This window comes from Marilutibacter chinensis, assembly GCF_021725675.1.
Classification (GTDB): domain Bacteria; phylum Pseudomonadota; class Gammaproteobacteria; order Xanthomonadales; family Xanthomonadaceae; genus Marilutibacter; species Marilutibacter chinensis.
Map to the genome: position 1 here is coordinate 853,902 of NZ_JAKJPO010000001.1, position 23,065 is coordinate 876,966.

General features: G+C 70.5%; 19 protein-coding genes. 5 read left to right on the forward strand and 14 right to left on the reverse strand.

All coding sequences use genetic code 11. The features are described 5' to 3' along the window. Nucleotides 1-37 precede the first annotated feature (37 nt). Nucleotides 38-1,336, reverse strand: coding sequence for a sialidase family protein (locus L3V18_RS03730; protein ID WP_237053248.1), 1,299 nt, complete (start codon nucleotides 1,334-1,336; stop codon nucleotides 38-40). A 128-nt stretch (nucleotides 1,337-1,464) separates the two neighbouring features. Between L3V18_RS03730 and xseA the strand changes: the two genes are divergently transcribed. The 4 genes from xseA (at nucleotide 1,465) to L3V18_RS03750 (ending at nucleotide 7,430) form a co-directional block, all read left to right on the forward strand. Then, a complete protein-coding gene (xseA, locus tag L3V18_RS03735) occupies nucleotides 1,465-2,808 on the forward strand; it encodes an exodeoxyribonuclease VII large subunit (RefSeq protein WP_237053249.1) in 1,344 nt (447 codons plus the stop codon). A 238-nt stretch (nucleotides 2,809-3,046) separates the two neighbouring features. Next, on the forward strand, nucleotides 3,047-4,486 hold the full coding sequence (locus L3V18_RS03740; protein WP_237053250.1) for an aldehyde dehydrogenase family protein: 1,440 nt from the start codon (nucleotides 3,047-3,049) through the stop codon (nucleotides 4,484-4,486). Nucleotides 4,487-4,605: 119 nt separating this feature from the next. Continuing rightward, on the forward strand, nucleotides 4,606-5,421 hold the full coding sequence (locus L3V18_RS03745; protein WP_237053251.1) for a fructosamine kinase family protein: 816 nt from the start codon (nucleotides 4,606-4,608) through the stop codon (nucleotides 5,419-5,421). A gap of 179 nt (nucleotides 5,422-5,600) precedes the next feature. Continuing rightward, nucleotides 5,601-7,430, forward strand: coding sequence for a vWA domain-containing protein (locus tag L3V18_RS03750; RefSeq protein ID WP_237053252.1), 1,830 nt, complete (start codon nucleotides 5,601-5,603; stop codon nucleotides 7,428-7,430). A gap of 165 nt (nucleotides 7,431-7,595) precedes the next feature. Here the strand turns inward: L3V18_RS03750 and L3V18_RS03755 are convergent, their stop codons facing one another. From L3V18_RS03755 to L3V18_RS03780, 6 genes are all read right to left on the reverse strand, one after another. Next, entirely contained in the window at nucleotides 7,596-8,564 is a 969-nt protein-coding gene (locus tag L3V18_RS03755; RefSeq protein ID WP_237053253.1) for a TraB/GumN family protein, read from the reverse strand. A gap of 61 nt (nucleotides 8,565-8,625) precedes the next feature. Continuing rightward, entirely contained in the window at nucleotides 8,626-9,591 is a 966-nt protein-coding gene (locus tag L3V18_RS03760) for a DUF1684 domain-containing protein (RefSeq protein ID WP_237053254.1), read from the reverse strand. A gap of 26 nt (nucleotides 9,592-9,617) precedes the next feature. Continuing rightward, complete coding sequence (mutL, locus tag L3V18_RS03765) at nucleotides 9,618-11,453, reverse strand: DNA mismatch repair endonuclease MutL (RefSeq protein WP_237053255.1); 1,836 nt, start codon at nucleotides 11,451-11,453, stop codon at nucleotides 9,618-9,620. Between the two features lie 286 nt (nucleotides 11,454-11,739). Next, nucleotides 11,740-13,293 carry an N-acetylmuramoyl-L-alanine amidase gene (locus L3V18_RS03770; RefSeq protein ID WP_237053256.1) on the reverse strand — a complete coding sequence of 518 codons (1,554 nt, stop codon included), beginning with the start codon at nucleotides 13,291-13,293 and terminating at the stop codon, nucleotides 11,740-11,742. A gap of 144 nt (nucleotides 13,294-13,437) precedes the next feature. Then, the gene (gene tsaE, locus L3V18_RS03775) at nucleotides 13,438-13,908 is read right to left on the reverse strand and encodes a tRNA (adenosine(37)-N6)-threonylcarbamoyltransferase complex ATPase subunit type 1 TsaE (protein ID WP_237053257.1); all 471 of its coding nucleotides are present in this window, start codon (nucleotides 13,906-13,908) and stop codon (nucleotides 13,438-13,440) included. After that, a complete protein-coding gene (locus L3V18_RS03780) occupies nucleotides 13,901-15,466 on the reverse strand; it encodes an NAD(P)H-hydrate dehydratase (RefSeq protein ID WP_237053258.1) in 1,566 nt (521 codons plus the stop codon). The genes tsaE and L3V18_RS03780 overlap by 8 nt, the downstream gene beginning before the upstream one ends. Before the next feature lie 25 nt (nucleotides 15,467-15,491). Here L3V18_RS03780 and queG point away from each other — a divergent pair, with 25 nt between their 5' ends. Beyond that, on the forward strand, nucleotides 15,492-16,580 hold the full coding sequence (gene queG / locus L3V18_RS03785; protein ID WP_237053259.1) for a tRNA epoxyqueuosine(34) reductase QueG: 1,089 nt from the start codon (nucleotides 15,492-15,494) through the stop codon (nucleotides 16,578-16,580). A gap of 184 nt (nucleotides 16,581-16,764) precedes the next feature. On the opposite strand, the gene L3V18_RS03790 is transcribed toward queG, so the two are convergent. The 7 genes from L3V18_RS03790 to pcnB form a co-directional block, all read right to left on the reverse strand. Further along, nucleotides 16,765-17,139, reverse strand: coding sequence for a VOC family protein (locus tag L3V18_RS03790; protein WP_237053260.1), 375 nt, complete (start codon nucleotides 17,137-17,139; stop codon nucleotides 16,765-16,767). Nucleotide 17,140: 1 nt separating this feature from the next. After that, nucleotides 17,141-18,664 carry a glucose-6-phosphate isomerase gene (pgi, locus tag L3V18_RS03795; RefSeq protein ID WP_237053261.1) on the reverse strand — a complete coding sequence of 508 codons (1,524 nt, stop codon included), beginning with the start codon at nucleotides 18,662-18,664 and terminating at the stop codon, nucleotides 17,141-17,143. A gap of 22 nt (nucleotides 18,665-18,686) precedes the next feature. Beyond that, nucleotides 18,687-19,067 carry an aspartate 1-decarboxylase gene (gene panD / locus L3V18_RS03800; RefSeq protein WP_237053262.1) on the reverse strand — a complete coding sequence of 127 codons (381 nt, stop codon included), beginning with the start codon at nucleotides 19,065-19,067 and terminating at the stop codon, nucleotides 18,687-18,689. Between the two features lie 166 nt (nucleotides 19,068-19,233). Further along, nucleotides 19,234-20,091 (reverse strand): pantoate--beta-alanine ligase, encoded by an 858-nt coding sequence (panC, locus tag L3V18_RS03805; RefSeq protein WP_237053263.1) that lies wholly within the window; start codon nucleotides 20,089-20,091, stop codon nucleotides 19,234-19,236. Between the two features lie 114 nt (nucleotides 20,092-20,205). Continuing rightward, nucleotides 20,206-21,042: a 3-methyl-2-oxobutanoate hydroxymethyltransferase gene (gene panB / locus L3V18_RS03810; protein ID WP_237053264.1), complete on the reverse strand. Its 837-nt coding sequence runs from the start codon at nucleotides 21,040-21,042 to the stop codon at nucleotides 20,206-20,208. Between the two features lie 30 nt (nucleotides 21,043-21,072). After that, nucleotides 21,073-21,570 (reverse strand): 2-amino-4-hydroxy-6-hydroxymethyldihydropteridine diphosphokinase, encoded by a 498-nt coding sequence (folK, locus tag L3V18_RS03815; protein WP_237053265.1) that lies wholly within the window; start codon nucleotides 21,568-21,570, stop codon nucleotides 21,073-21,075. A gap of 31 nt (nucleotides 21,571-21,601) precedes the next feature. Then, nucleotides 21,602-22,945, reverse strand: a complete 1,344-nt coding sequence (gene pcnB / locus L3V18_RS03820) for a polynucleotide adenylyltransferase PcnB (RefSeq protein ID WP_237053266.1) — start codon at nucleotides 22,943-22,945, stop codon at nucleotides 21,602-21,604. Nucleotides 22,946-23,065: the final 120 nt, after the last annotated feature.

Consider the following 23,065-nt stretch of genomic DNA (forward strand, 5'->3'; position numbering starts at 1 on the left):
ACCGGCGCCTCCTGGGAAATCCGGGTGCCGGCATGGCTCAGCGGATCGTCGCGCCGCGCAGCACCGGTTTGCCGTCGACGACGTCGGTCCACACCATCCGCGCCTCGTCGCCCTGCACCGCGAGCCGTGGCACACCGCTGCCGCGGCCGCGCACCGCCAGGGTCGCAACGTCCAGCTTGTGCGGCGGCGACCGCAGCCGGGCATCGAAGCGGGCCAGGCGCAAGCGCTGGGTGTCGGTTTCCTCCAGCCAGCCGACCAGGACGTGCTCGCCGGCCAATGCGATCGAAGCGCGCCCGAGCACATGCGGGCCTTTGGCGACGGCGACCGGCGCGCCGAAACGGTCGCCGGCATCGTCCGAACGTGCGATCCGCACCTCCGGGGCGCCGTCGGCCTGGGTGTACCAGGCAACCCAGACCGTGTTGCCGCGCGCCTCGACGACCGGGCCATTGACCGGACAGCCGGGCATCATCCAGCCATCGCTGTGGACATCGCGCGGCACGGTCCAGGCACCATTCTCGAGGCGGACGATGCGGGTATCGCGGATCTCGCCGTCGCTGCGCCCGCGGTAGACCACGACCGCCCCCCGATCGGTGACCGCCGCGTCGGTGGTGCAGCAGTCGCAGGTGGACGTATCCAGCGGCCATTCGGAAACCTGGGCCGGGGCCGTGCCTTCGTACACGGCGGCACGCAGCATCATCGGCGCGCCGCCGCCATGGTGGCCGTCATCGTGACCGGTCTGGCCGGCGGCGGCCTTCTGCCGGCTGTCCAGCCAGGCGATGCCGAGCGCACCGTCGCCCTGCGGCCAGAAGCTGACGAAGCCGTGATCGCCGGGCGAATCGACCAGATGCACCAGTTGTGGCGACGACCAGGTCGCACCGTCATCACCCGAGCGCACCAGCTCGATGCCGTAGTCCAGCCGCGACGGCCCGGTGCTGCGCAGCCAGTGCGCCCACAGCGAACCGTCCGCAAGTGCGTAGAGGTGCGGCGTGTCCGCCCAGTTGAGGAACCAGTCGTCGCCCTCGGCGATCGTGCGCGGCGGCGACCAGTCCCGCCCCGGCGTGGCGCGGCTGAAGCGCAGCCGGTGTCCGGCCGGGACACCGTCGCCGGCGGGATCGGCGACCGGTTCGATCCAGCCCAGCAGCCAGCTGCCGTCCGGGCTGGCCGCCAGGTCCGGTTGCGCGGCGCTGGCCGTGACGGGCAGCGGCAGCGGCACCGCGCGGGTGAATGCCGCGTCCGCACCGGCGTCGTCCGGCTCCGGCGCCGCCGTACAGGCGGCCAGACCCGCCACAGCCATTCCCAGGATGCCCGCACGCAACGCCAGGCCGCTCATGCCCATCCGCACTTTCCTCCGCCATTTCGACCATTGAACCACGCAGCGGCCGACTGCGCCCGGCTCCGGTGCCGGCAGCGATGCGCACGCCGACGCTTGGAACCCCTCGCCTGCAGGTGTAGGGTGCCCCTCCCATGACGACGCCCGACACCCTCACTCCGAGCCAGCTGAACGCGCTCGCGCGCAATCTGCTGGAGGACAGCTTTCCGCTGGTCTGGGTCGAGGGCGAGCTGGGCAACGTGTCGCGGCCGGCGTCGGGGCACCTCTACCTGACCCTGAAGGATGCCCGCGCGCAGGTGCGCTGCGCGATGTTCAGGCCCAAGAGCAGTTGGCTGAAGTTCCAGCCACGCCAAGGCCTGCACGTGCGCGTGCGCGGCCGGCTCACCCTGTACGAAGCCCGAGGCGAGTACCAGATGGTGCTCGACCACATGGAAGAGGCCGGCGAAGGCGCATTGCGCCGCGCGTTCGACGAACTGAAGGCCCGGCTGCAGGCCGAGGGCCTGTTCGACGAAGACCGCAAGCGCCCCCTGCCCCGCTTCGCGCGCCGGATCGGCGTGATCACCTCGCCGACCGGCGCGGCGGTGCGCGATGTGCTCAGCGTGCTGGCGCGGCGCTTCCCGCTCGTGGAAGCCGAGGTACTCCCGGTCCCGGTCCAGGGCGACGGTGCGGCCGCGCAGATCACCGCGACGTTGCGCGCGGCTGCGGCATCGGGTCGCTACGACGTGCTGCTGCTGACCCGCGGCGGCGGCTCGCTCGAGGACCTGTGGGCGTTCAACGACGAGGCGCTGACTCGGGTGGTCGCGGACTGCCCGGTGCCCGTGGTCTCGGCGGTCGGGCACGAGGTCGACTTCAGCCTGACCGACTTCGCCGCCGATCTGCGCGCGCCCACGCCATCCGTCGCCGCAGAGCTGCTGGTGCCCAGTCGGGACGACCTTCGTCAGCGACTGGGTGCGCTTGCCCGCGGCCTCGACAAGCATCAGACCCAGCGCCTGCGCGAGGCGATCCAGCGCGCCGACCGCGCCGCGCTGCGGCTGCACGCGCTGCGACCGCAGGCGCGACTTGCCGCGCTGCGCCAGCGCCAGGCCGACGCCCTGCGCCGGCTGCGCTCGGCATGGCGGCAGCGCATCGAGCGTGAGCGGGCGAGCCTGCGGCATACGGCGGCGGTGTTGCGCGCTGCACATCCGCAGCAACGGATCGAGCGCTTCAGGGAACGGCTGCGCGCGCTGGCGGCGCGACCGCAGTCAGCGATCGCGCGCCGCCTCTCGCACGAGGCCCTGCGCCTGCGCGGACTGGCCCGCTCGCTGGAGGCGGTGAGCCCACTGGCCACCGTCGCCCGTGGCTATGCGATCGTGCTGCGCGAGGATGGCCGCGTGGTCCGCAGCGTGCTCGACGCCGCCCCCGGCGACCGCCTGCAGGCGCGCCTGTCCGACGGCTCGCTGCGGGTGCGGGTCGAAACCGGCGACGATCGACCACGCTGATTGCTTCGTCGTTCGGCTTGACCGCTGCGCGTGCAGGAGCGGCGCAAGCCGGACAGGACCTTGCCTCATCGCGGCTGACACCGCTCCTGCGGCTGCTCCTGCCAGCGCTCTGCCGTCCTCCCCGATGCCTGCCGCGCACGGCGACAGGACACATCGGCGCCGCAGATCGCAGAATCCACGCTCCCGCCACCCGCATTGCGCTAGGGTGTCGCAGGTCGAACGCATCGGAGGCTGCGGTTTGAAGAAGCCCGACTTCAAGAAGAGATATCCCTACTACCTCGCCAATCGTCCGGTCACCGCCAAGACCGAGCTGGAAGTGCTCGACAAATACAGCGGCAAGCGCGCGGCAAGGGTTTCTTTCGCCGACGCCGCCGCGGTGCGCAAGGCGATCGTCGCCGCGCACAAGGCGCGCCCGGCGATGGCCGCGTTCCCGCCCGACAAGCGCCGCGACGTCCTCGAACACTGCGTGCGCCGTTTCGAGGAGCGCGCCGACGAACTGGCGCTGGCGCTCTGCATCGAGGCGGGCAAACCGATCCGCGACGCCCGCGGCGAGGTCACCCGGCTGGTCGACACGTTCCGCATCGCCGCCGGCGAGGCGACCCGGCTCGGCGGCGAGGTGCTCGAGCTGGGCATCTCCGAGCGCACCCGCGGTTATCGCGGCATGACCAAGCGGGTGCCGGTCGGCGTCTGCAGCTTCATCACCCCGTTCAACTTCCCGCTCAACCTGGTCGCGCACAAGGTGGCGCCGGCGATCGCCGCCGGCTGCCCGTTCGTGCTCAAGCCGGCGGCGAAGACGCCGATCGGCGCGTTGATCATCGCCGAGGTGCTGGCCGAAACGGACCTGCCGAAGGGCGCGTTCTCGGTGCTGCCGTGCTCGAACGAGGACGCCGCGCTGCTGGTCGAGGACGAGCGCATCGCACTGCTGAGTTTTACCGGCGGACTGGTCGGCTGGGAGCTGAAGGCACGCGCCGGCAGGAAGAAGGTGACCCTCGAGCTGGGCGGCAACGCCGCCTGCATCGTGGACGCCGATCCCGGCGCCAGCCTCGATCACGTGGTCCAGCGGCTGGTGTTCGGCGCCTACTACCAGAGCGGCCAGAGCTGCATCAGCGTGCAGCGCATCTACGCCCACGCCGACATCTACGCGAAGCTTCGCAAGAAGCTCAGGGCCGCGGTCGCGAAGCTGCCGATGGGCGACCCGCGCGACGAAGGCACCTTCATCGGCCCGGTAATCGACGAGGCCGCGGCGCAGCGGATCGAAGCGTGGATCGACGAGGCCCGTGCCGGCGGCGCAAAGCGGCTGGCCGGCGGCTGGCGCGATGGCACGATGATCCCGGCGACCCTGCTGGAGCAGGTGCTGCCGACCTGCGAGCTGTATCGCAAGGAAGCGTTCGGCCCGGTCGCGATGATCGAGCCGTTCGACGATTTCGACGCGGCGATCGACGCCGTCAACGACAGCGACTTCGGGCTGCAGGCCGGCGTGTTCACCGGCAACCTCGCCCACGCCATGCGCGCCTGGGACCGGCTCGAGGTCGGCGGCGTGGTGGTCGGCGACGTGCCAAGCTTCCGCGTCGACAACATGCCCTACGGCGGCGTAAAGGATTCCGGCCTCGGCCGCGAGGGCGTGCGCTACGCGATCGAGGACATGACCGAACCCAGGCTGCTGGTGATCCGCGGCTGAGCACGGACGTCGGGGGCTCCCGACCGTCCGCAGGACCCACGCAAGCCGCGTTGGCCTGCCGGACCGCCCGCTCGCGGCTTGCGCCGTTTCCACGCGGACTTCGGGAGAAAAACGAGCAGGTGGAGGACGCACTGCGACTGCTGGAGGAAAGCGGCGACGGTCTGCACCGGCGCGACCTTGGCGGGCGACAGGTCGTCGTCAAGCGGCGAATCGGTGCGCCGACGGGTTTCTTCGCCGCCGAAGCGCGCGGGCTGGCGGCATTGCGGGCAACCGCGACCCTCCGGGTGCCCGAGGTATTCGCCGCCTGCGATGCCGGCATCGTGCTGGAGGATCTTGGCGATGGCCGGCCCGGCAACGCGCAATGGGCCGCCGCCGGCATCGCGCTGGCCGCGCTCCACCGCAATCGCGGCGCCGCATTCGGGTTCGGCGCCGACGGCTGGTGTGGTGACAGCCGCCAGGACAACACCCGCGACGTCGATGGTCATCGTTTCTTCGCCGAACGCCGGCTGCTGCCGCAGGCCCGCCGCGCGCGCGACCGCGGCCTGCTCGGCCACGGCGACATCGCCCGCATCGAGACGCTGTGCGCGCGCTTGCCGGAATTGATGCCCGACGCGCCGCCGGTGCTGGTCCACGGCGACCTGTGGAGCGGCAACCTGCACGCCTGCGGCGATGGCGATCTGGCGCTGATCGATGGTGGCGCGGTCCACCACGGCTGGGCCGAGGTCGACCTGGCGATGCTGGTGCTGTTCGGCGAGCCGCCGATGGCTTTCTTCGATGCCTACCAGGCAACAGCGGACATCGACGGCAGCTGGCGCGAGCGTGCCGGCCTGCCGAACCTCTACCACCTGCTCAATCACCTGAACCTGTTCGGCGACGGATACCTGCCGGCAGTGCGGCGGATCCTGGGACGCTTTGCCCCCGGCCGCCGCGCATGACCACCTGCAGAAGCGGACGCGCGAGCGGCGCAAGCCGTGACGAGGCTTACCCGGAGATCAATCGCGGCTTGCGCCGCTACGGCGATCATGCCTGTTAGGCATTCCTCCGGGCCGTCAACCCCGTTCTCCGATGCGGTGCGTTCAAGACCATGAACGCCACCACCGCAACGGAGTCCTGCATGAACCGCATCGCCCGCCGAACCCCGCTCGCCGTCGCCATCGTCACCGCCTGCCTGCTGGCCGCCTGCCAGTCGGCCGGACCGCAATCCGGCGGCGACCTCGAGCACGATACCTCCACCGCGGCCGTCCCACCGGCCGCGCAGCCGGCCGACCAGTCCGGCGACGCCGCTGCCGTGGTCCTGCAGGAACACGAGGCCAAGGCCGCGCACGAGGAATCGGCATCGCTGGACCGGGTCGAAGTGACCGGCGCGCGCCGCGAAGGCCGCTCGCGCGTGCTGAAGCCGGTAGCCAGCATGGCCGCCCCGGCCGAGATCGCCTACGCGCCTCCTGCCGCGATGGTGGCGCCGCCGTCTCCGCCGCCGCCCCCGTACTACTCGCAGCCGGCCAACACCGAGAAGTACGCCGAGCGCGAAGACAATCCGGTCCAGCGCACCCGCGAACAGCCGGTGTCGACCTTTTCGATCGACGTCGACACCGGCAGCTACGCGAACGTGCGAAGGATGATCGGCGACGGCATGCGTCCGCCCGCCGACGCGGTGCGCGCCGAGGAGTTCCTCAACTACTTCGACTACGGCCATCCGGCCGCGGCCAGCCGCGAGGTGCCGTTCCGGGTCTCGACCGAACTGGCGCCGGCGCCGTGGAACGCCACGCGGCAACTGCTGATGATCGGCATCAAGGGCTACGAGGTACCGAAGACCACCCTGCCGCCGGCCAACCTGGTGTTCCTGATCGATACCTCCGGCTCGATGAACTCGCCCGACAAGCTGCCGCTGCTCAAGCGTGCGTTCTCGATGCTGGCGCGCGAGCTGCGGCCACAGGACCGGGTCTCGATCGTGGTCTACGCCGGTTCGGCCGGCCTGGTGCTGCCGCCGACCCCGGGCGACCGCCAGGGCGAGATCCTCGCGGCGCTGGAGCAACTGCAGGCCGGCGGCAGCACCAACGGCGGCGAAGGCATCCGCCTGGCCTACGCGATGGCGCGGCAGGCCCATGTCGAGAACGGCGTGAACCGGGTGATCCTCGCGACCGACGGCGACTTCAACGTCGGCACCGTCGACAACGACGCGCTGGAGACCCTGGTCGCCGACCAGCGCAAATCGGGCATCGCCCTGACCACGCTGGGATTCGGCCGCGGCAACTACAACGACGCGCTGGCCGAGAAGCTGGCCGACGTCGGCGATGGCAACCATGCTTATATCGACAGCGCGCAGGAAGCGCGCAAGGTGCTGGTCGAGGAGATGGGCTCGACCCTGATGACGATCGCCCGCGACGTGAAGATCCAGGTCGAGTTCAATCCGGCCCAGGTCGCCGAGTATCGCCTGATCGGCTACGAGAACCGCATGCTCGCGCGTGAGGACTTCGCCAACGACAAGGTCGACGCCGGCGACATCGGCGCCGGTCACGAGGTCACCGCCCTGTACGAGATCACTCCGGTGGGTTCGGGCGCCGAGCGGTTGCCGCCGCTGCGTTACGGCGGACAGGAGGCCGCGCGCGCGGAGGGCGCGAGGCTGCAGGACGAACTCGCCCACCTGCGGCTGCGCTACAAGCGTCCCGGCGAGAACGACAGCCGCCTGATAGAAACCCCGATCCGCACGTCGCAACTGGCGGCCACGCCGAGCCCGTCGCTGCGCTTCGCCGCCTCGGTCGCCGGTTTCGCCGATCTGCTGCGGGGCGGCAGCCGCTTCGACGACTGGGGCTGGGACGCGGTGCTGGCGACCGCACGCGGCGCGCGTGGCAACGACCCTTCCGGCGAGCGAAGCGGCTTCGTGCAGCTGATGGAGGCCGCAAGGCCGCTGGTCGAGCCTGACGCGACCGCCGTGGTCAGCGAATAGGCCGACACGGAAGAGATGCAGCCGGCCCTTGCGACAACGGCGCATCGGGCCAGGGGCTCGATGCGCCGTTTCATTCGGGACCGACGGACCGATCCGGTCGGTCCCCATGGAACTGGGCGAACGACAGCGCCCGGCACGTGCTCCAACGCGGGGAAAGGACGTCCCTCAGTCCGCCGCACAGGCCGAACAGATCCGCTCGACCCGGTAGCCGGCCTCGCGCAGGCCCTCGATCAGGCCGTCGTCGCCGGCCAGGTGCATCGCACCGACCACGACCATCACGTCGTCCTCGCCGGCCTCGTCGAGCATCCCGCGCAGCTGCGGCAGCCAGGCCTGGTTGCGCTCGACGTTCACCGTCCGATACGTCTCGGGGGTCTTCTCCTTCATCTCGTCGATCGCGAGGCGCTCCAGGGCTTCGATGTCGCCGCCGCGCCAGGCCGCGTGCAGTTCGTCGAGCTTGCGGGCGGCCTCCTCCGGCGCCTCGACCAGCTCGGTCAGGCCGATCACCTGCTCGTCCATCGGCGCGCCGTCGAGCACGCCGAGCTGATGCTCGAGCGTCTCGAGCCCGGACGCGGGCTTGCCGGCTTCCCTCGCCCGCACCATCAGGTGCCGGTCCAACCCCTGCTCGCCGCTGAAACCCAACGGTTGCGCCATTCCCATCAGCAACGACAGGCTCACGAACCAGGGCTCGAAGCGGTCGAACGCCGCCATCGGCAGCCCCGCCCCCCCCATCACCGTGGCCAGCCTGTCGTAGGTCGGCGAAGGCAACACGTCGCTGAGCTTGCCGCCATCGGCGTAGCCGGCGGCCTGCAGGAACTTGGCAGTGTTGGAAGGGTCGTCGATCTGCTCGGGCGAGACCTCGAACACCAGCCGCTCGGCGTCCTCGAACGCCGCGTCGACGTCAGCCGACAACGGGTAGTCGGCGGCCTTGAGCAGATGGAACGCGCCCAGCAGGTAGACCGTGTTGTCGTCGTCCGACACCTGCCACAACAGCGGTACCGGTGCCGATGCGGACGCATCCGGCTGCACCGGCGGTTCAGTGGCGGTGCCCGCCGACTCGGCCGCGGAGGCGGCGAAGGACAGGCCGATGGCCAGCACGGTGGCGGCGAGCGACTGGCTCAGAGGGCGGATGCGCATGGGACTCCTTGTCGGATCAGGTGGTGGAACCCGCGCTGCTTCGCGAAGGTTCCGGGAAGGGTCATTTGGCGGAGAAGCTGTAGGCCTTCTCGCCGGCGGTGATCGCCAGGTCGAGGCGGTTCTCCAGCGGCGGCAGCGGACAGGTCGCGAATGCGGTGAACGCGCATGGCGGGTTGTAGGCCTGGTTGAAATCGAGCAGCACCCGACCCTGCACATCGGGCTTGGGCGCATACAGGAAGCGGCCGGCGCCGTAGCTGCCGTGGCCGCTGGTGCGGTCGGCGAACACCAGGAACAGCTGCTCGTCGCCCTCGTCCAGCGCTTCCAGCCGGTAGGTCTGGCCATCGCGCTCGAATTCGACCACGCCGGGATTGGAAACCTCGTCGGTGGTACCGACGATATTGGCGATCGGCAGCGTCTTGCCGCGAGGATGGGCGACGAAACGTCCCTGGATCCGCCAGCCGCTGTCGGCCGGCCAGTACTCGATGCCCTTGAAGCCGGTCCGGGTGGGCGCGTCGGCGTGCTTCACCCGCAGGGCGTGACGGTCGCCACGGCTGAGCACGGTCAACAGCCCCCTGCCCTCGTCGAAGCCGATCACGCTGGGGCCAGCGGCATCGTCGTCGGCGCGCAGCGTGGCCGGAGCGGTCAGCGGTTCGCCATCCAGGGTCAGGGCGGTGCCCTTCTCGGGCACGAAGCGGATCTGCCCCGACTTCAGCTCGATCATGCCCATGTGGGCAGGCCCCACCGCCAGCCGGATGCCATTGTCGGCGTCGCTGCCCATGTAGTGCGGCCCCGGCTCCAGCCAGTGCAGGCCGACCAGGGTGGTCCAGCCATCGGCCGCGGTCAGCCTCGCGGCGCGCTGCTCGCGCCAGCGTTGCTGCTCGGCCTGGAATGCATCCGCGACGGTGTTCGCAGCGGCCTCAGCCGCCTCGTCTCCAGGCACATCGCCGCCGCCGCAGCCGCCCAGCGCAACACCCGTCACCAGCAGGCCCATCATCGTCCACCTCTTGCCAATCGAATTACCGGTCATTCTCGCCCCCATGCACCATGCAAACCTCAGCGCCCCCGCAGGAACCAGCGATCGATCTCGGGCAGGCCGAAGCGCGTCCAGGTCGGACGGCCATGATTGCATTGCCCGGAACGCTCGGTCGCCTCCATCTCGCGCAACAGGGCATTCATCTCGGGCAAAGTGAGACGGCGGTTCGCGCGCACCGCGCCATGGCAGGCCATCGTCGCCAGCAGCTCGTCGCGGGCGGCCGCGACCCGCCTCGACTCGCCATGCTCGCGCAGGTCGGCCAGCACGTCGCGCAGCAGCGCTTCGACGTCGCCGTGCGCCAGCAGCGCCGGCACGCTGCGCAGGGTCAGCGACTGCGGGCCGCTGCGGGTGACCTCGAAGCCGAGCTCGGCCAGTGTGGCCGCCTCGCGCTCGGCGACATCGGCCTCGCGTTCCGACACCGCCAGCGTCGCCGGCACCAGCAGCGGCTGGGTGCTCAGACCCGCGCCGTCGTGGGCACTCTTGAGCTTCTCGTAGCCGATGCGTTCGTGGGCCGCGTGCATGTCGACGACGACCAGGCCTTCGGCGGACTCGGCCAGGATGTAGATCCCGTGCAGTTGCGCGAGCGCATAGCCCAGCGGCGGCAGGGTCGCGTCGCCGCTGTCGGGCAGTTGCGGCGGCGGCGACGCCGTGTCGATTCCTCGGCCGCCGTAGAGCGCCGCGTAGCCGGCGCGGGTCTCGGCGACCTGCAGGCCGAGCGGCGACTGCGGCATGTAGCCGGTGCTGGCAGGCATGGCGCCGGCCGTTGCGGCGTTCGCGACTGCGCCGGCCAGCGCCGCCTCACCGGTTCCTGCCGCGGCGACTGCCGCCACCGATTGGACGATGCCGGCGCGGGTACCGGCCAGCGCCTCGTGCAGCGTGCGGTAGACGAAGTCGTGGATCAGCCGTGCGTCGCGGAAGCGCACCTCGTGCTTGGCCGGATGCACGTTGACGTCGACCCGGCGCGGGTCGAGTTCGAGGAACAGCACGTAGGCCGGATGACGGCCGTGGAACAGCACGTCCGAATAGGCCTGCTTGACCGCGTGGGCGACGCTGCGGTCGCGCACCGCTCGCCCGTTGACGAACAGGTACTGCTGGTCGGTGCTGGCGCGGTTGTAGGCCGGCTGCGCGATCCAGCCGTGCAGGCGCAGTCCGGCCGCCGCATGGTCGACGCGCAACGCGTTGCGGGCGAACTCCTCGCCGAGGGTCTCGTTGAGTCGCACGTCCGACAGCGCGCCGCCGTCGAGCAACGAGCCCTCGCCCTTCCAGCGCCGGGTGGGTTTGCCGTTGTGGGTCACCCGCAGTTCGACATCGGGACGGGCCAGCGCCAGCTGCCGCAGCCATTCCTCGATATGCCCGAGCTCGGTACGTTCGGCGCGCAGGAACTTGCGTCGCGCCGGCACGTTGAAGAACAGATCGCGGACCTCGACCGTCGTGCCCTGCGGATGCGGCCTGGGCTCGACATCGCCGACCCGGCCGCCCTCGACCTCGAGCACGCTGCCGTGTGCGCTGTCCTCGCATCGCGAACTCAGCGAGAAACGGCTGACCGACGCGATCGACGGCAGCGCCTCGCCACGGAAACCGAGGGTGGCCACGCCTTCGAGATCGTCCAGCGAGGCGATCTTGCTGGTCGCATGCCGCGACAACGCCAGCGGCAGCTCGTCGGCACCGATGCCGCCGCCGTTGTCGCGGATGCGGATCAGCCGCACGCCGCCTTCCTCCAGATCGATGTCGACGCGGCTGGCACCGGCATCGAGGGCGTTCTCGACCAGTTCCTTGACCACCGAGGCGGGTCGCTCGACGACCTCTCCGGCAGCGATCTGGTTGATCAGGATGTCGGGCAGTTGTTTGATCGTCACCCTGGCGATGATAACGGCAAAGCCGGGTCACGGATTGCGTGGATCAGAGCCTTTCGATCGGCTGTGGATCGGAGCCGGTGCGTGGAAGTCCGTGAGCGACTCACACCTGCCTGCCGGAGATGATCGGCCGGAGACGACAACGCAGCGCTTTGGCCGCGGATTGCGCGGATGGATCCGGACCGGATCATTCATGCGGCTTCGGATCGCGTTCATCCGTGTCGATCCGTGGCCCACGGGCGCCTGCCTTTCCGTCCGCAGAGCGTCCGGCGCCAGGAGGCGGGAACGGTCAGGGGCTGCCGCCCGGCCCGCCGGCTTCGGTGCCGCCGGCGCTGGCGCGGGCCGCGTACAGGGTGCCCGGCGGCGGCTGCCGCACGAAATAGGCATTGACCCCTTCGAGCACCGCGGCAGCCAGCTTGCGCTGGTGCCCCGGGCTCGTCAGCAGGCGTTCTTCCTCCGCATTGGAGATGAAGCCTGTCTCCACCAGCATCGCAGGCATGTCGGAGGTACGCAGCACCGCGAAGTTGGCCTTCTCGACCCGGCGCTTGTGGCCGATCCGGCCAAGGCTTTCGAGCACGTGCCCGGCCGCTTCCTCGGAGGCCTTCATCTGGCCGCTCTGGGTCAGGTCGATCAGTACGTTGGCCAGGGTGTTGCTGGTCTCCTGCAGACGCACGCCACCGATCAGGTCGGAGGCGTTCTCCTTGTCGGCCAGCCAGCGCGCGCGCTGCGACGTCGCGCCGCGCAGGGACAGCACGTAGACGGACGCGCCGCGGGCACTGTGGTTGTGCGCGGCATCGGCGTGGATCGAGACGAACATGTCGGCCTTGGCCTGACGCGCCAGCACCGCGCGACGGTTCAACGGGATGAACACGTCGGTGTCGCGGGTCAGGTAGGCCTTCAGGCCCGGCGTGGCATTGACCTGCCGCGCCAGCTCGCGCGCGACGGCCAGGGTGACGTCCTTCTCGCGCTTGCCGTTGGGACCGATCGCGCCGGGATCCTGGCCGCCATGACCGGCATCGATCGCGATGATCAGCGGCCGCATCCCGACACCGCGGCTCATGTCCTGCAGGGTGCGCCCACGCTGGGCGGACTCCGACAACGCGGGGGCGGCCGGGCGCGGTGGCGCGGCGCTGGCGAGCACCTGTCCGGTCGCGGCGGCTCCCGTCCGCTGGGGCTGGGTGGCGGCGGTCGACGGCGGCTGGGTCGCCGCGGCACGTGCCGCCAGCTCGCTGATCAGGCGGGTCGTCGCGGCCGCCGAAGCCGCGGCATCGGCCCCGGCGTCAGTTGCTTCCGGGGCTGCTTCCGGACCATTGCCGGCGACGGCGCCCTGCACGGTGCGGGCCGGGATCGAGCCCGACGATGTCGCCGGATTCGAAGCCGGTAAGGTCACCGCACCTGCCGCGGCAGGTTGCTGCACGGAACTCGCGAGGGTCGAGGTACCGTCGCCCGGCCACTCGAGCACGAGGCTGGGACCATTGGCACCGGGCTCCATGCGCGGCTTCAGCACCGCCACCGGCTGGGCCAGGTCGAACACGATGCGGGTGGTACCCGGTACCGGATGGCCGGTACGGACCGCCTTGACGATCCCCGACCCCGCCGGAAGCTTCAGACTGCCGGCCAGCTCGGAGCCGGGAAGGTCGACGACCAGGCGGTCGGGACCGGTCAGGCTCAGCGTGCGAATCTCGGCCTCGGCATCCAGCAGGATCTCGGCACGGGTGCCGGTTGCGCCCGAACTCAGACGCAAGTCATTGATTTTGGAGGCGTGCGCAAGATTCCAGGCCAACGCGCCCAGCAGCGCTGTGGCCAGCAGGAGTTTCTGAACGGTGGTTCCCCTTGCACGCATGGACGCTAGTCAAGCACCACGGGCAACCATTTGCAAGCTTTTTCCCTTACGAATCCGATACCTGCCGACACTTCCTTCATTTCCGTTCAGGAGTAGCCGGCAACTAACGATTCCCATCGCCGGGCGGCAGGCCTGCGTCGGCGGTCAGCGCTCCGGTTCCAGCGCAGCCAACCAGTGGACTCCGGTAGCCGAGGCCGGCACCAGATGCGCCCGCCGCCCGCTCCCCGCGACCGCCAGCTCCACCACCAGATCCGCACGAGGCAGTGCCCCTGCGCCGCGCTCCGCCCACTCCACGAGCCACAGCGCGACATCGTCGGCGTCCAGCCCCAGGTATTCCAGCTCGCCCGCGTCGGCAATCCGGTACAGATCCAGGTGCCAGGCCTCGCCGCCGTCGGCGAGCGGATAGCGTTCGACCAGGGTGTAGGTCGGGCTGCGGATCGTGCCGCTGACGCCCAGCGCCCGCAACATCGCGCGCGCCAGGGTCGACTTGCCGCTGCCGAGATCGCCACGCAGGTAGACCACCGCGCGCGATGGCCGGGTGGCCGCCATCCGTCGCCCCAGCGCAGCGGTCGCATCGGGGTCGGCGAGCTGGAACTCGAGCACCGCGTCATTCATCGCGGGCAGCCTCCGGTGACGTGGGCGGGAAACGATGCAGGGGATTGCCCAGCCGCCGCAACCAGGGCATCAGGTCCGACGGCAGCAGTCCGCGCTCGCCGGCGCCTGCCGCGGCCGCGTCGGCGGCCGCCGAGTGCAGCAGCGCGCCACAGCACGCGGCATCGAAGGCGTCCAGCCCCTGCGCGAGCAGTGCGGCAACGACCCCGCACAACACATCGCCCATGCCGCCGACAGCCATACCGGGATTGCCGGCGGCGAGCACGCGCAGCCGTCCGTCCGGTGCCGCGATGACGGTACCGGCGCCCTTGAGCACGATCGCGCAGCCGAAGCGCGTGGCCAGCGTGCGTGCCGCGCCGAGGCGATCGGCCTGCACTTCCGCGGCCGACCGGCCGAGCAGACGCGCCGCCTCGCCTGGATGCGGGGTCAGGACCACGCCGGCATCCGGCGCCGGCGCTCCCTGCGCAAGCAGATTCAGCGCGTCGGCATCGAGTACGGCACGCCGCGCACCGCGTGCCGTTCCGAACAGCTTTCGGCCCCATTCGTCCAGACCGAGTCCCGGCCCGATCGCCAGCACGTCGGCCTTCTCCAGCAGCGGCTCCAGCAAGCCCTCCGCGACGGCATCGACCCCATGCACCATCGCCTCCGGCCGCCGCGCCAGCGCCGCCGCCACGTGCGCCGGGCGGGTGACGATGTCGACCAGGCCGGCGCCGCTGCGCAGCGCGGCCTCGGCCGCGAGCAGGATCGCGCCGCCGTGGCCGAGATCGCCGCCGACGCACAGCACCCGACCGTTGCCGCCCTTGTGGCTGTCGCGCCGGCGCGGACGCAGCCAGCAAGCGAGATCGTCCGCCTTCAACAGGCCGGCGACCGGCGGCCGTCCTTCCCGGTCGGCCGCGGTCAGGTCGAGGTCGGCCAGACTGCGCTCACCGACGTGGTCGAGCGCCGCGCCGGTGGCCAGCCCGGCCTTGGCAGCGATGAACTCCAGGGTGCGGTCGGCGACCACGGCGACGCCCAGGACCGCGCCGCTCGCGGCATCGACGCCGCTGGGCACGTCCAGCGCCAGCACCGGCACCGCTGCGGCGTTGATCGCGGCGATCAGCCCGACGGCCTGGCCCTCGGGCGCACGGGCCAGGCCGATGCCGAACAGCGCGTCGACCACAAGGTCGCACGCCGGCAGCGCACTTTCGAACACGAGGACGCGGCCGCCATCGGCGCGATAGCGCTCGGCTGCCCCGATCGCCAACTCGCTGCGCGGCGCATGCATGTCCAGCCGCACCACCACGACATCGCGCCCGGCGCCGAGTGCCTGGCGGGCCAGCTCGTAGCCGTCGCCGCCGTTGTTGCCGGGCCCGCAGACGACCGCGATCCGTTGCAGATCCGGCCAGTGTTCGAGCAGCGTGCGCCAGGCCGCCTGGCCGGCCCGCCGCATCAGTTCGGCAGCATCGCCCAGACGTTGCGCGGCCCGCGCCTCGATCGAACGCAGCGTCACGATGTCGAACAACCCGGCGCCGGTCGGAAAGGCGTCGGACGGCGATCTGCCCGGGGCGGACTCGGCATGCATCGCGCGATTCTATACTTGCGTTGTCGTGAACACTGTCGCCGCCCAGGAAGTCGATTACACCGCGCTGGCCGCACGCGTGCGCGAACTGGCGCGCGAATTCGGCTTCCAGCGCTGCGGCATCGCCGGGGTCGAGCTGGGCGAGGACGAAGCGCACCTGCGCAGCTGGCTGGCCGAGGGACTGTACGGCTCGATGGACTGGATGGCGCGACATGGCGACAAGCGTTCGCGGCCGTCGGAACTGATCCCGGGCACCCTGCGGGTGATCTCGGTCGGCCTGGACTACGGCCACAGCGACGGCGACGACGCCTGGCAGACGCTGGCCGATGGCGAACGCGCCTATGTCGCCCGTTATGCGCTGGGTCGCGACTACCACAAGCTGATGCGTCAGCGCCTGCAGCGGCTGGCCGAACGGCTGGCGGCCGAGGTCGGCCCGTTCGGTCACCGCGTGTTCGTCGACTCAGCGCCGGTGCTCGAACGCGCACTGGCGCGCAACGCCGGACTGGGCTGGATCGGCAAGCACACCTGCCTGATCGACCGGGACGGCGGCTCGTGGTTCTTCCTGGGCGAGATCTACGTCGACCTGCCGCTGCCCGTCGATCCACCGGCCAGCGCGCACTGCGGCACCTGCACCCGCTGCATCGACATCTGTCCGACCCGCGCGATCGTCGCGCCGAACCGGCTCGATGCGCGCCGCTGCATCGCCTATCTCACGATCGAACACGAGGGCGCGATCCCGGAAGAGCTGCGCGAGCCGATCGGCAACCGCATCTTCGGCTGCGACGATTGCCAGCTGGTGTGCCCATGGAACAAGTTTGCGCGGCGCACCGACGAGCCGGACTTCCGTGCGCGCAACGACCTTGACCGCGCGACCCTGGCCGGGCTGTTCGCCTGGGACGAGGACGAGTTCCTGCGCCGCACCGAAGGTTCGGCGATCCGCCGCAGCGGACATGAGCGGTGGCTGCGCAACATCGCCGTCGCGTTGGGCAATGCGCCGACCACGCCGGAGGTGGTGGCTGCGCTGGAGTCGCGCCGCGGGCATGACAGCGCACTGGTCCGCGAGCACGTCGAATGGGCGCTGGCCCGGCATGCGGACACGACGCGCAGGGGACCGTAGGGGCCGCGCAAGCCGCGATTCCGGGCTGCGCCCGGGAATCCCCAAGTCTGCTTCGCAAACCTTGGGCCCCGCCGGTGCGCTTCCACACCCCATTCGCGCTGCGCGCGAATCGCCCCTGACTCAGGGGGCCGGGTCAGGCTCGATTGTCGTTGGGGCACGGATTTCCTGCAGGAGCCGTGGCGGCTCAGGCCGGGTTGGCGATCTCGACCAGGTTGCCGTCGGGATCGCGGAAATACACCGACAGGATCGGTCCGGTGGCGCCGGTACGAGGCACCGGCCCCGCCTCGATCGCGACCTCGAGCCGACGCAACCGCTCGATCACCGCAGCCAGCGGTTCGGTGGTCAGCAGGCAGAAGTCGCCGCTGCCCCTGGTCGGCGCGACGGCGTGCGGCCGCAGTTCGTTGCCGGCCTGGTGCAGGTTGATCTTCTGCCCACCGAAGCGCAGCGCGTGGCGGCCCTCGCCGAATACGACCACCTCCATGCCCAGCACGTCGCGATAGAACGCGCAGGTGGCCTCGATCGATCGGACGGTCAACACGAAATGATCGAGGCGGATCATGTCATCGCCGCCGCAGTTCTTCGAGCAGGACCCGCGTTACCGGGTCGTCGGCCTCGGCCTCGCCGTCCAGTGCCGGCAGCAGGCGGCTGGCGACCTGCTTGCCGAGCTCGACGCCGAACTGGTCGAAGGCGTTGATGCCCCAGGCCACCGACTGCAGATAGACGCTGTGCTCGTACAGCGCCAGCAGCGCACCGAGCGCGCGCGGAGTCAGCGCATCGAGCAGGATGGTGGTGGTCGGACGGCCGCCGGCGTAATTGCGGTGCGGATCGTCGCTGGCCTGGCCGTTGGCGAACGCCTCGGTCTGGGCCAGCAGATTCGCGTGCAGGGCCCGGTGATTGTCGGTGTAAGGCGCGTCGGCGCGCACCACGCCGATGAAATCGGCCGGCACGATCGAGGTGCCCTGGTGCAAGGCCTGGAAGAAGCTGTGCTGGGTGTCGGTACCGACACCGCCCCACCAGACCGGCACGGTATTGCCGGCCACCGGCGAACCGTCGCGGCGCACCGACTTGCCCAGGCTCTCCATCACCAACTGCTGCAGGTAGTTCGACAGCAGCTTCAGGCGGTCGTCGTACGGCAGCACCGCGTGGGTGGCATGGCCGAGGGCGTTGCGGTTCCACAGGCCGGTCGCGGCATGCCAGGCCGCCAGGTTGCGCTCCAGCGGCGAACGCAGCACGTGCGCGTCCATCTCGGCGGCGCCGGCGAGGAAATCCTCGAACGCGTCCATGCCGATCGCCAGCGCGATGGGAAAACCGACCGCCGACCACAGCGAGTAACGTCCGCCGACCCAATCCCACATCGGCAGGATGCGCCCGGCCGGAATGCCGAAGACCTCGGCCGGACGCTTGACGTTGGCCGACACCGCATACAGCCGCTGCGCCGCGCCCGCACCGAGCCATTCGCCCAGCACCTGGCCGTTGAGCAGGGTTTCCTGGGTCCCGAAGGTCTTCGAGATCAGGATGCCGGCGGTACGCGCCGGGTCGAGGCCCGCCAGCACGCGCTGGGCCGCATGACCATCGACGTTGGAGAGGAAATGCACGCGCAGGCCGCGACCGGCGGGATCGGCCAGCGCATCGACCGCGAGCCGCGGACCGAGATCGGAGCCGCCGATGCCGACGCTGACCACGTCGGTGACCGCGTCGGCCTCCAGCGCTGCGACCAACTGGCGCATCTGCGTGCGCGCCTGCAATGCCTGTGCATGCGCGGCCCTCGCCGCCGGCGCATCCGACAGATCGCTACGCAGCGCGGTGTGCAGGACCGCGCGATCTTCAGTCAGGTTGATCTTCTCGCCGTCGAACTGGGCACGGATCCGGTCTTCGGCATCGACGTCGCGCAGCAGCCCGAACAGCGCGCCGAGCGCGTCGCGGTCGTAGCCCTGGCGGGCGAAGTTGGCGTAGACCGGACCGACCCGCAGCGCCAGTTCGCGGGCGCGGCCGGGATCGGCCTGGATCAGGTCGGAGGTGCGCCGCTCTTTCAGGCGCGCCACGTGGGGCTGGAGTGCGGTGTCGATCCTGTCCGTGGCGCTCATCGAAGGCCTTTGCCGGCGGCCGTCAGGCGGCCTGGGCGGGGATGGAGTGGTTGGTGTGGGTCAGCCGGTTCTCGCGGTCCACGTAGACCAGAGTCGGCTTGAACTTGGCCGCCTCGGCTTCGTCGCACTGGCCGTAGGCACAGATGATGACCAGATCGCCCGGCTGGGCCAGGTGGGCGGCGGCGCCGTTGACCGAGATCACCCCGCTGCCTTCCTCGCCGCGGATCGCGTAGGTGACGAAACGATGGCCGTTGTTGATGTTGAAGATGTGCACCTGCTCGTATTCGCGGATGCCCGAGATGTCGAGCAGGCGGCCGTCGATCGCGCACGAGCCCTCGTAGTGCAGTTCGGCGTGGGTGACGGTGGCGCGGTGGATCTTGGCCTTGAGCAGGTTCAGCAGCATGTCGGTTCTCCGTCGCGGGACGGCTTCGGCGGGGACTCTGGAGATCGGGCCGGATCAGAAGCCGGCCCTGGGCTTTCGAGTTTAGCAGCGGATGGCGCGCCGCAACATAACCCGGCCTGACGCGACGGGTGCCGGCGACAGCGAGCCGCGCAACACTGCGTTGCGCTCAGATCCCGAATTCGAGGTTGTCGATCAGACGGGTTCGCCCGAGCCGGGCCGCGACCAGCGCCACCAGGGCACCTCCGCCCGCAACCGCCGCCGCGGCCGGCGCGGACAGGTCCGGGCGGCGGACGACCGCGTAGTCGACCGCGAAGCCGGCTTCGGCCAGCCGCTGCACGGCCGCGGCTTCGACCTGCGCCAGCGGCCGGCCGGCACGCATGGCCTCGCGCATCTCCAGCAGGGTCGCGTGGATGCGTGCCGCGCACGGCCGCTCTTCGGCCGACAGGTACTGGTTGCGCGAACTCATCGCCAGCCCGTCGGCCTCGCGCAGGATCGGCGCGGCCAGTATCTCCAGCGGGAACGACAACTCACGCACCAGATAGCGGATCACCGCCAGTTGCTGGTAGTCCTTGCGTCCAAATACTGCGACGTCGGGTTGTACCTGGTTGAACAGCCGGGCGACGACGGTGGCGACGCCCTCGAAGTGACCGGGACGATGGGCACCCTCGAGCGTCTCCGTCACTCCCGGCACCCGTATCTGCACGGTGCCGCCGGTTCCGAACGGATACATCGTCTCCACCGCGGGCAGCCATAGCGCATGGCAGCCGGCGGTCTCGAGCCCGGCGGCGTCGGCTCCGGGCGTACGCGGGTAGCGTGCGAAATCCTCGTCGGGGCCGAACTGGGTCGGATTGACGAACACGCTGGCGACCACGCGGTCGGCGTGGCGCAGCGCCAGATCGACCAGGGAGAAGTGGCCCGCGTGCAGGTTGCCCATCGTGGGCACCAGCGCCACGCGCAAGCCGGCGCGCTTCCAGTCGGCGACGCGTTCGCGCAGCGCATCGAGTTCGGTGAGGGTTTCGAGCATGAGCGCAACTCAGGGGCAGCCACGGATTACACGGATGAACACGGACAAGGCGAAACCGGAAACGACGATCAAAAAGCACTGTCCACGTTCATCCGCGCGAATCCGTGCCAGGAACTATGCATACGAATGCGCGGCGTCCGGGAATCGACCCTCGCGGACCGCGTCGGCAAAGGCCGCGCAGGCACCGGCCACCGACCCGCCCTCGGCGAGGAAGTCCTTGACGAAGCGCGGCCGGCGGTGGCCGCTGTTGAGGCCGAGCATGTCGTGCAGGACCAGCACCTGCCCGTCGCAACCGGGACCCGCGCCGATGCCCACCGTCGGGATCTCGATGTCCGCGCTGATCGCGGTCGCCACCGCGGTGGGCACGCATTCGAGCACCAGCAGGCTGGCGCCGGCCGCCTCGACCGCGCGCGCGTCCTCGCGCAGGCGCGCGGCCGCGGCCTCATCGCGCCCCTGCACCTTGTAGCCACCCAGTCGCAACACCGATTGCGGGGTCAGGCCGAGGTGGGCGCAGACCGGGATCTCGCGATCGACCAGATACCGGACCACCTCCAGCTTGTGGCCAGCGCCTTCCAGCTTGACCATCCCCGCTCCTGCCTGAAGCAGCGCGAGTGACGCCTCCAGCGCGCGCTGCGGGTCGGCATCGGCGGCGAACGGCAGGTCGGCGATCAGCAGGGCCTTGGACAGCCCGCGGGCGACGCAGGCGGTGTGATAGGCGATATCGGCAACGGTCACCGGCAGCGTGCTGTCGCGCCCCTGCACGACCATACCGAGGGAATCGCCGACCAGCACCAGATCGACGCCGGCGGCATCCATCGTGCGGGCAAAACCGGCGTCGTAGCAGGTCAGCATCACCAGCCTGCGGCCGTCCTGTTTGGCCTGCCGCAACTCCGGCACGGTCCATGGCTTGTCTTCGGCGGCGCGGGCCTGTTTGGAAGTGGGGGCGTACATGTGCCTGGAGCCTGTCAGCGCTAGCAGTCCCTAGCGTATCGCCTCGATGCCGGTGACCGCCATCGTTTGCAGCCGCGTGCGCGCCGGACCGACGCCGGGAATGACCACGTCGGGCGCGATCTCCACCAGCGGCAGCAACGCGAACGCGCGTTCGTGCAGACGCGGGTGCGGCACCTGCAGACCCGGCAGATCGAGCCTGGCATCGCCGTACAGCAGCAGGTCCAGGTCCAGCGTGCGCGGCCCCCAGCGGAGAGCATCGTCGCCGCGATCGCGGCCGGCACAGCGCTCGATCTCCAGCATCGCCGCCAGCAGCGCCTGCGGAGCGAGCGTGGTTTCGAGCGCGACCACCGCGTTGATGAAGTCCGGCTGCGCGGTCATGCCCCAGGCCGGCGTGCGATAGAACCTGGAGACCGCCCCCATGCGTACGCCGGGCACGGCGGCGAGCGCGGCGAGCGCTCCGCGCAGGGTGGCCGGCACGTCGCCCAGGTTGCCGCCGAGCCCGAGATAGGCGACCACGGACTGCGTCATCGGCTCTGCGTTCCGCTCCCGACCTTCCCGCTCAACCGGAGGCCGGTTTGCGACGGCGACGGCGACGGCGGCGCGACGGTGATGCGCCTTCGGAGTCGTCGTCGGCATGTTGGCCGGCTTCCAGTTGCGCGGCCAGCGCGTCGCCCGGCTTGGTCTGGGCTTCGCGCCAGAACGCGACGTCGTCGGCGTGCTCCGGCGAGGCCGCGAGGCGGAGGCTGAGGAAGTCGAACGCGGCACGGAAACGCGGATGCGCGAGCAGGCGGAACACCCGCTTGCGCTGGCGCCCGGAAAAGCGCGACTGCAGCAGCCAGATTTCCTGCATCGGCTGCGAGAAGCGACGCGGCAACGCCACGGTATCGAGCTGGTGCACGGTGACCCGGTCGGCCGCCCGTCGCTGCGCCTCGACCGCATGCACCTGCTGTGCCTGCAGCTGCGCCAGGGTCCGGCAGTACGCGGGCCACAACAGCAACGCGAACAGGAAAGCCGGCGACACCGGCTCGTCGTCGGCGACCCGCCGGTCGGTATTGCGCAGACCTTCCAGCAGCATCCGCCGCAACGCGCCGCTGCGATTGGAGGCGAGCGCGGCGGCGCTTTCGGGCAGCAGCGCCGGCAGCAGGCCATGGCGCTCCAGGCCAAGGAAGCTCTCGACCGCGTGGCCCGACAGGAACAGCTTCAGACATTCCTCGAACAGCCGTGCCGGCGCCGATTCGGCCAGCAGCGGCGCCAGCCCGCGGATCGGCGCGGCGGTGGCCTGCTCGATCTCGAACCCCAGCTTGGCCGCCAGCCGGACCGCCCGCAGCATCCGCACCGGATCCTCGCGGTAGCGGGTTTCCGGATCGCCGATCAGGCGCAGGGTCCGGTTGCGCACGTCGTCGAAACCGCCGACGTAATCGCGGACGGAAAAGTCCTCGATCGAGTAGTACAGCGCGTTGGCGGTGAAGTCGCGCCGGATCGCGTCCTCTTCGATCGTGCCGTAGACGTTGTCGCGGACCAGACGGCCGCCGTCGACCTCGCGATCGCCGCTGCCGTCGTCGCTGTTGGCCCGGAAGGTCGCCACCTCGATGATCTCGCGGCCGAACACCACGTGCGCAAGGCGGAAGCGGCGGCCGATCAGGCGGCAGTTGCGGAACAACTGCTTGACCTGCTCGGGGGTCGCGTCGGTGGCGACGTCGAAGTCCTTGGGGTGGCCGCCGACCAGCAGGTCGCGCACCGCGCCGCCGACCAGATATCCGGCGAAGCCGGCGTCGCGCAGGCGGTACAGCACCCGCAACGCATTGGAGCTGATCTCCTTGCGCGAGACACAGTGCTGGTCGCGGGGAACGATCCGGAGCGAAGCGCCGGAGGCGGAGTTGTCGGTGTCGTGATCGGCTGGCATTCGGGCGGACTTTGCCGCAGCTCAATGGAAGGTAAAAGATGTCTTGCGGAATCGTTGCCAACGCGGGCAACAGCCCACTATACTAGCAGGCCGCCCTGATCCTGAACGGATTGCGGCGAA

What these genes read in the sequence shown, in the direction of transcription:
- folK (WP_237053265.1), bottom strand. Translation starts at nt 21,570, where the DNA reads ATGACGCAGTCCGTGGTCGCCTATCTCGGGCTCGGCGGCAACCTGGGC.
- xseA (WP_237053249.1), top strand. Translation starts at nt 1,465, where the DNA reads ATGACGACGCCCGACACCCTCACTCCGAGCCAGCTGAACGCGCTCGCG.
- panB (WP_237053264.1), bottom strand. Translation starts at nt 21,042, where the DNA reads ATGTACGCCCCCACTTCCAAACAGGCCCGCGCCGCCGAAGACAAGCCA.
- L3V18_RS03730 (WP_237053248.1), bottom strand. Translation starts at nt 1,336, where the DNA reads ATGGGCATGAGCGGCCTGGCGTTGCGTGCGGGCATCCTGGGAATGGCT.
- pgi (WP_237053261.1), bottom strand. Translation starts at nt 18,664, where the DNA reads ATGAGCGCCACGGACAGGATCGACACCGCACTCCAGCCCCACGTGGCG.
- L3V18_RS03755 (WP_237053253.1), bottom strand. Translation starts at nt 8,564, where the DNA reads ATGCGCATCCGCCCTCTGAGCCAGTCGCTCGCCGCCACCGTGCTGGCC.
- panD (WP_237053262.1), bottom strand. Translation starts at nt 19,067, where the DNA reads ATGCTGCTGAACCTGCTCAAGGCCAAGATCCACCGCGCCACCGTCACC.
- L3V18_RS03760 (WP_237053254.1), bottom strand. Translation starts at nt 9,591, where the DNA reads ATGACCGGTAATTCGATTGGCAAGAGGTGGACGATGATGGGCCTGCTG.
- L3V18_RS03770 (WP_237053256.1), bottom strand. Translation starts at nt 13,293, where the DNA reads ATGCGTGCAAGGGGAACCACCGTTCAGAAACTCCTGCTGGCCACAGCG.
- L3V18_RS03790 (WP_237053260.1), bottom strand. Translation starts at nt 17,139, where the DNA reads ATGATCCGCCTCGATCATTTCGTGTTGACCGTCCGATCGATCGAGGCC.
- panC (WP_237053263.1), bottom strand. Translation starts at nt 20,091, where the DNA reads ATGCTCGAAACCCTCACCGAACTCGATGCGCTGCGCGAACGCGTCGCC.
- pcnB (WP_237053266.1), bottom strand. Translation starts at nt 22,945, where the DNA reads ATGCCAGCCGATCACGACACCGACAACTCCGCCTCCGGCGCTTCGCTC.
- L3V18_RS03780 (WP_237053258.1), bottom strand. Translation starts at nt 15,466, where the DNA reads ATGCATGCCGAGTCCGCCCCGGGCAGATCGCCGTCCGACGCCTTTCCG.
- L3V18_RS03750 (WP_237053252.1), top strand. Translation starts at nt 5,601, where the DNA reads ATGAACCGCATCGCCCGCCGAACCCCGCTCGCCGTCGCCATCGTCACC.
- tsaE (WP_237053257.1), bottom strand. Translation starts at nt 13,908, where the DNA reads ATGAATGACGCGGTGCTCGAGTTCCAGCTCGCCGACCCCGATGCGACC.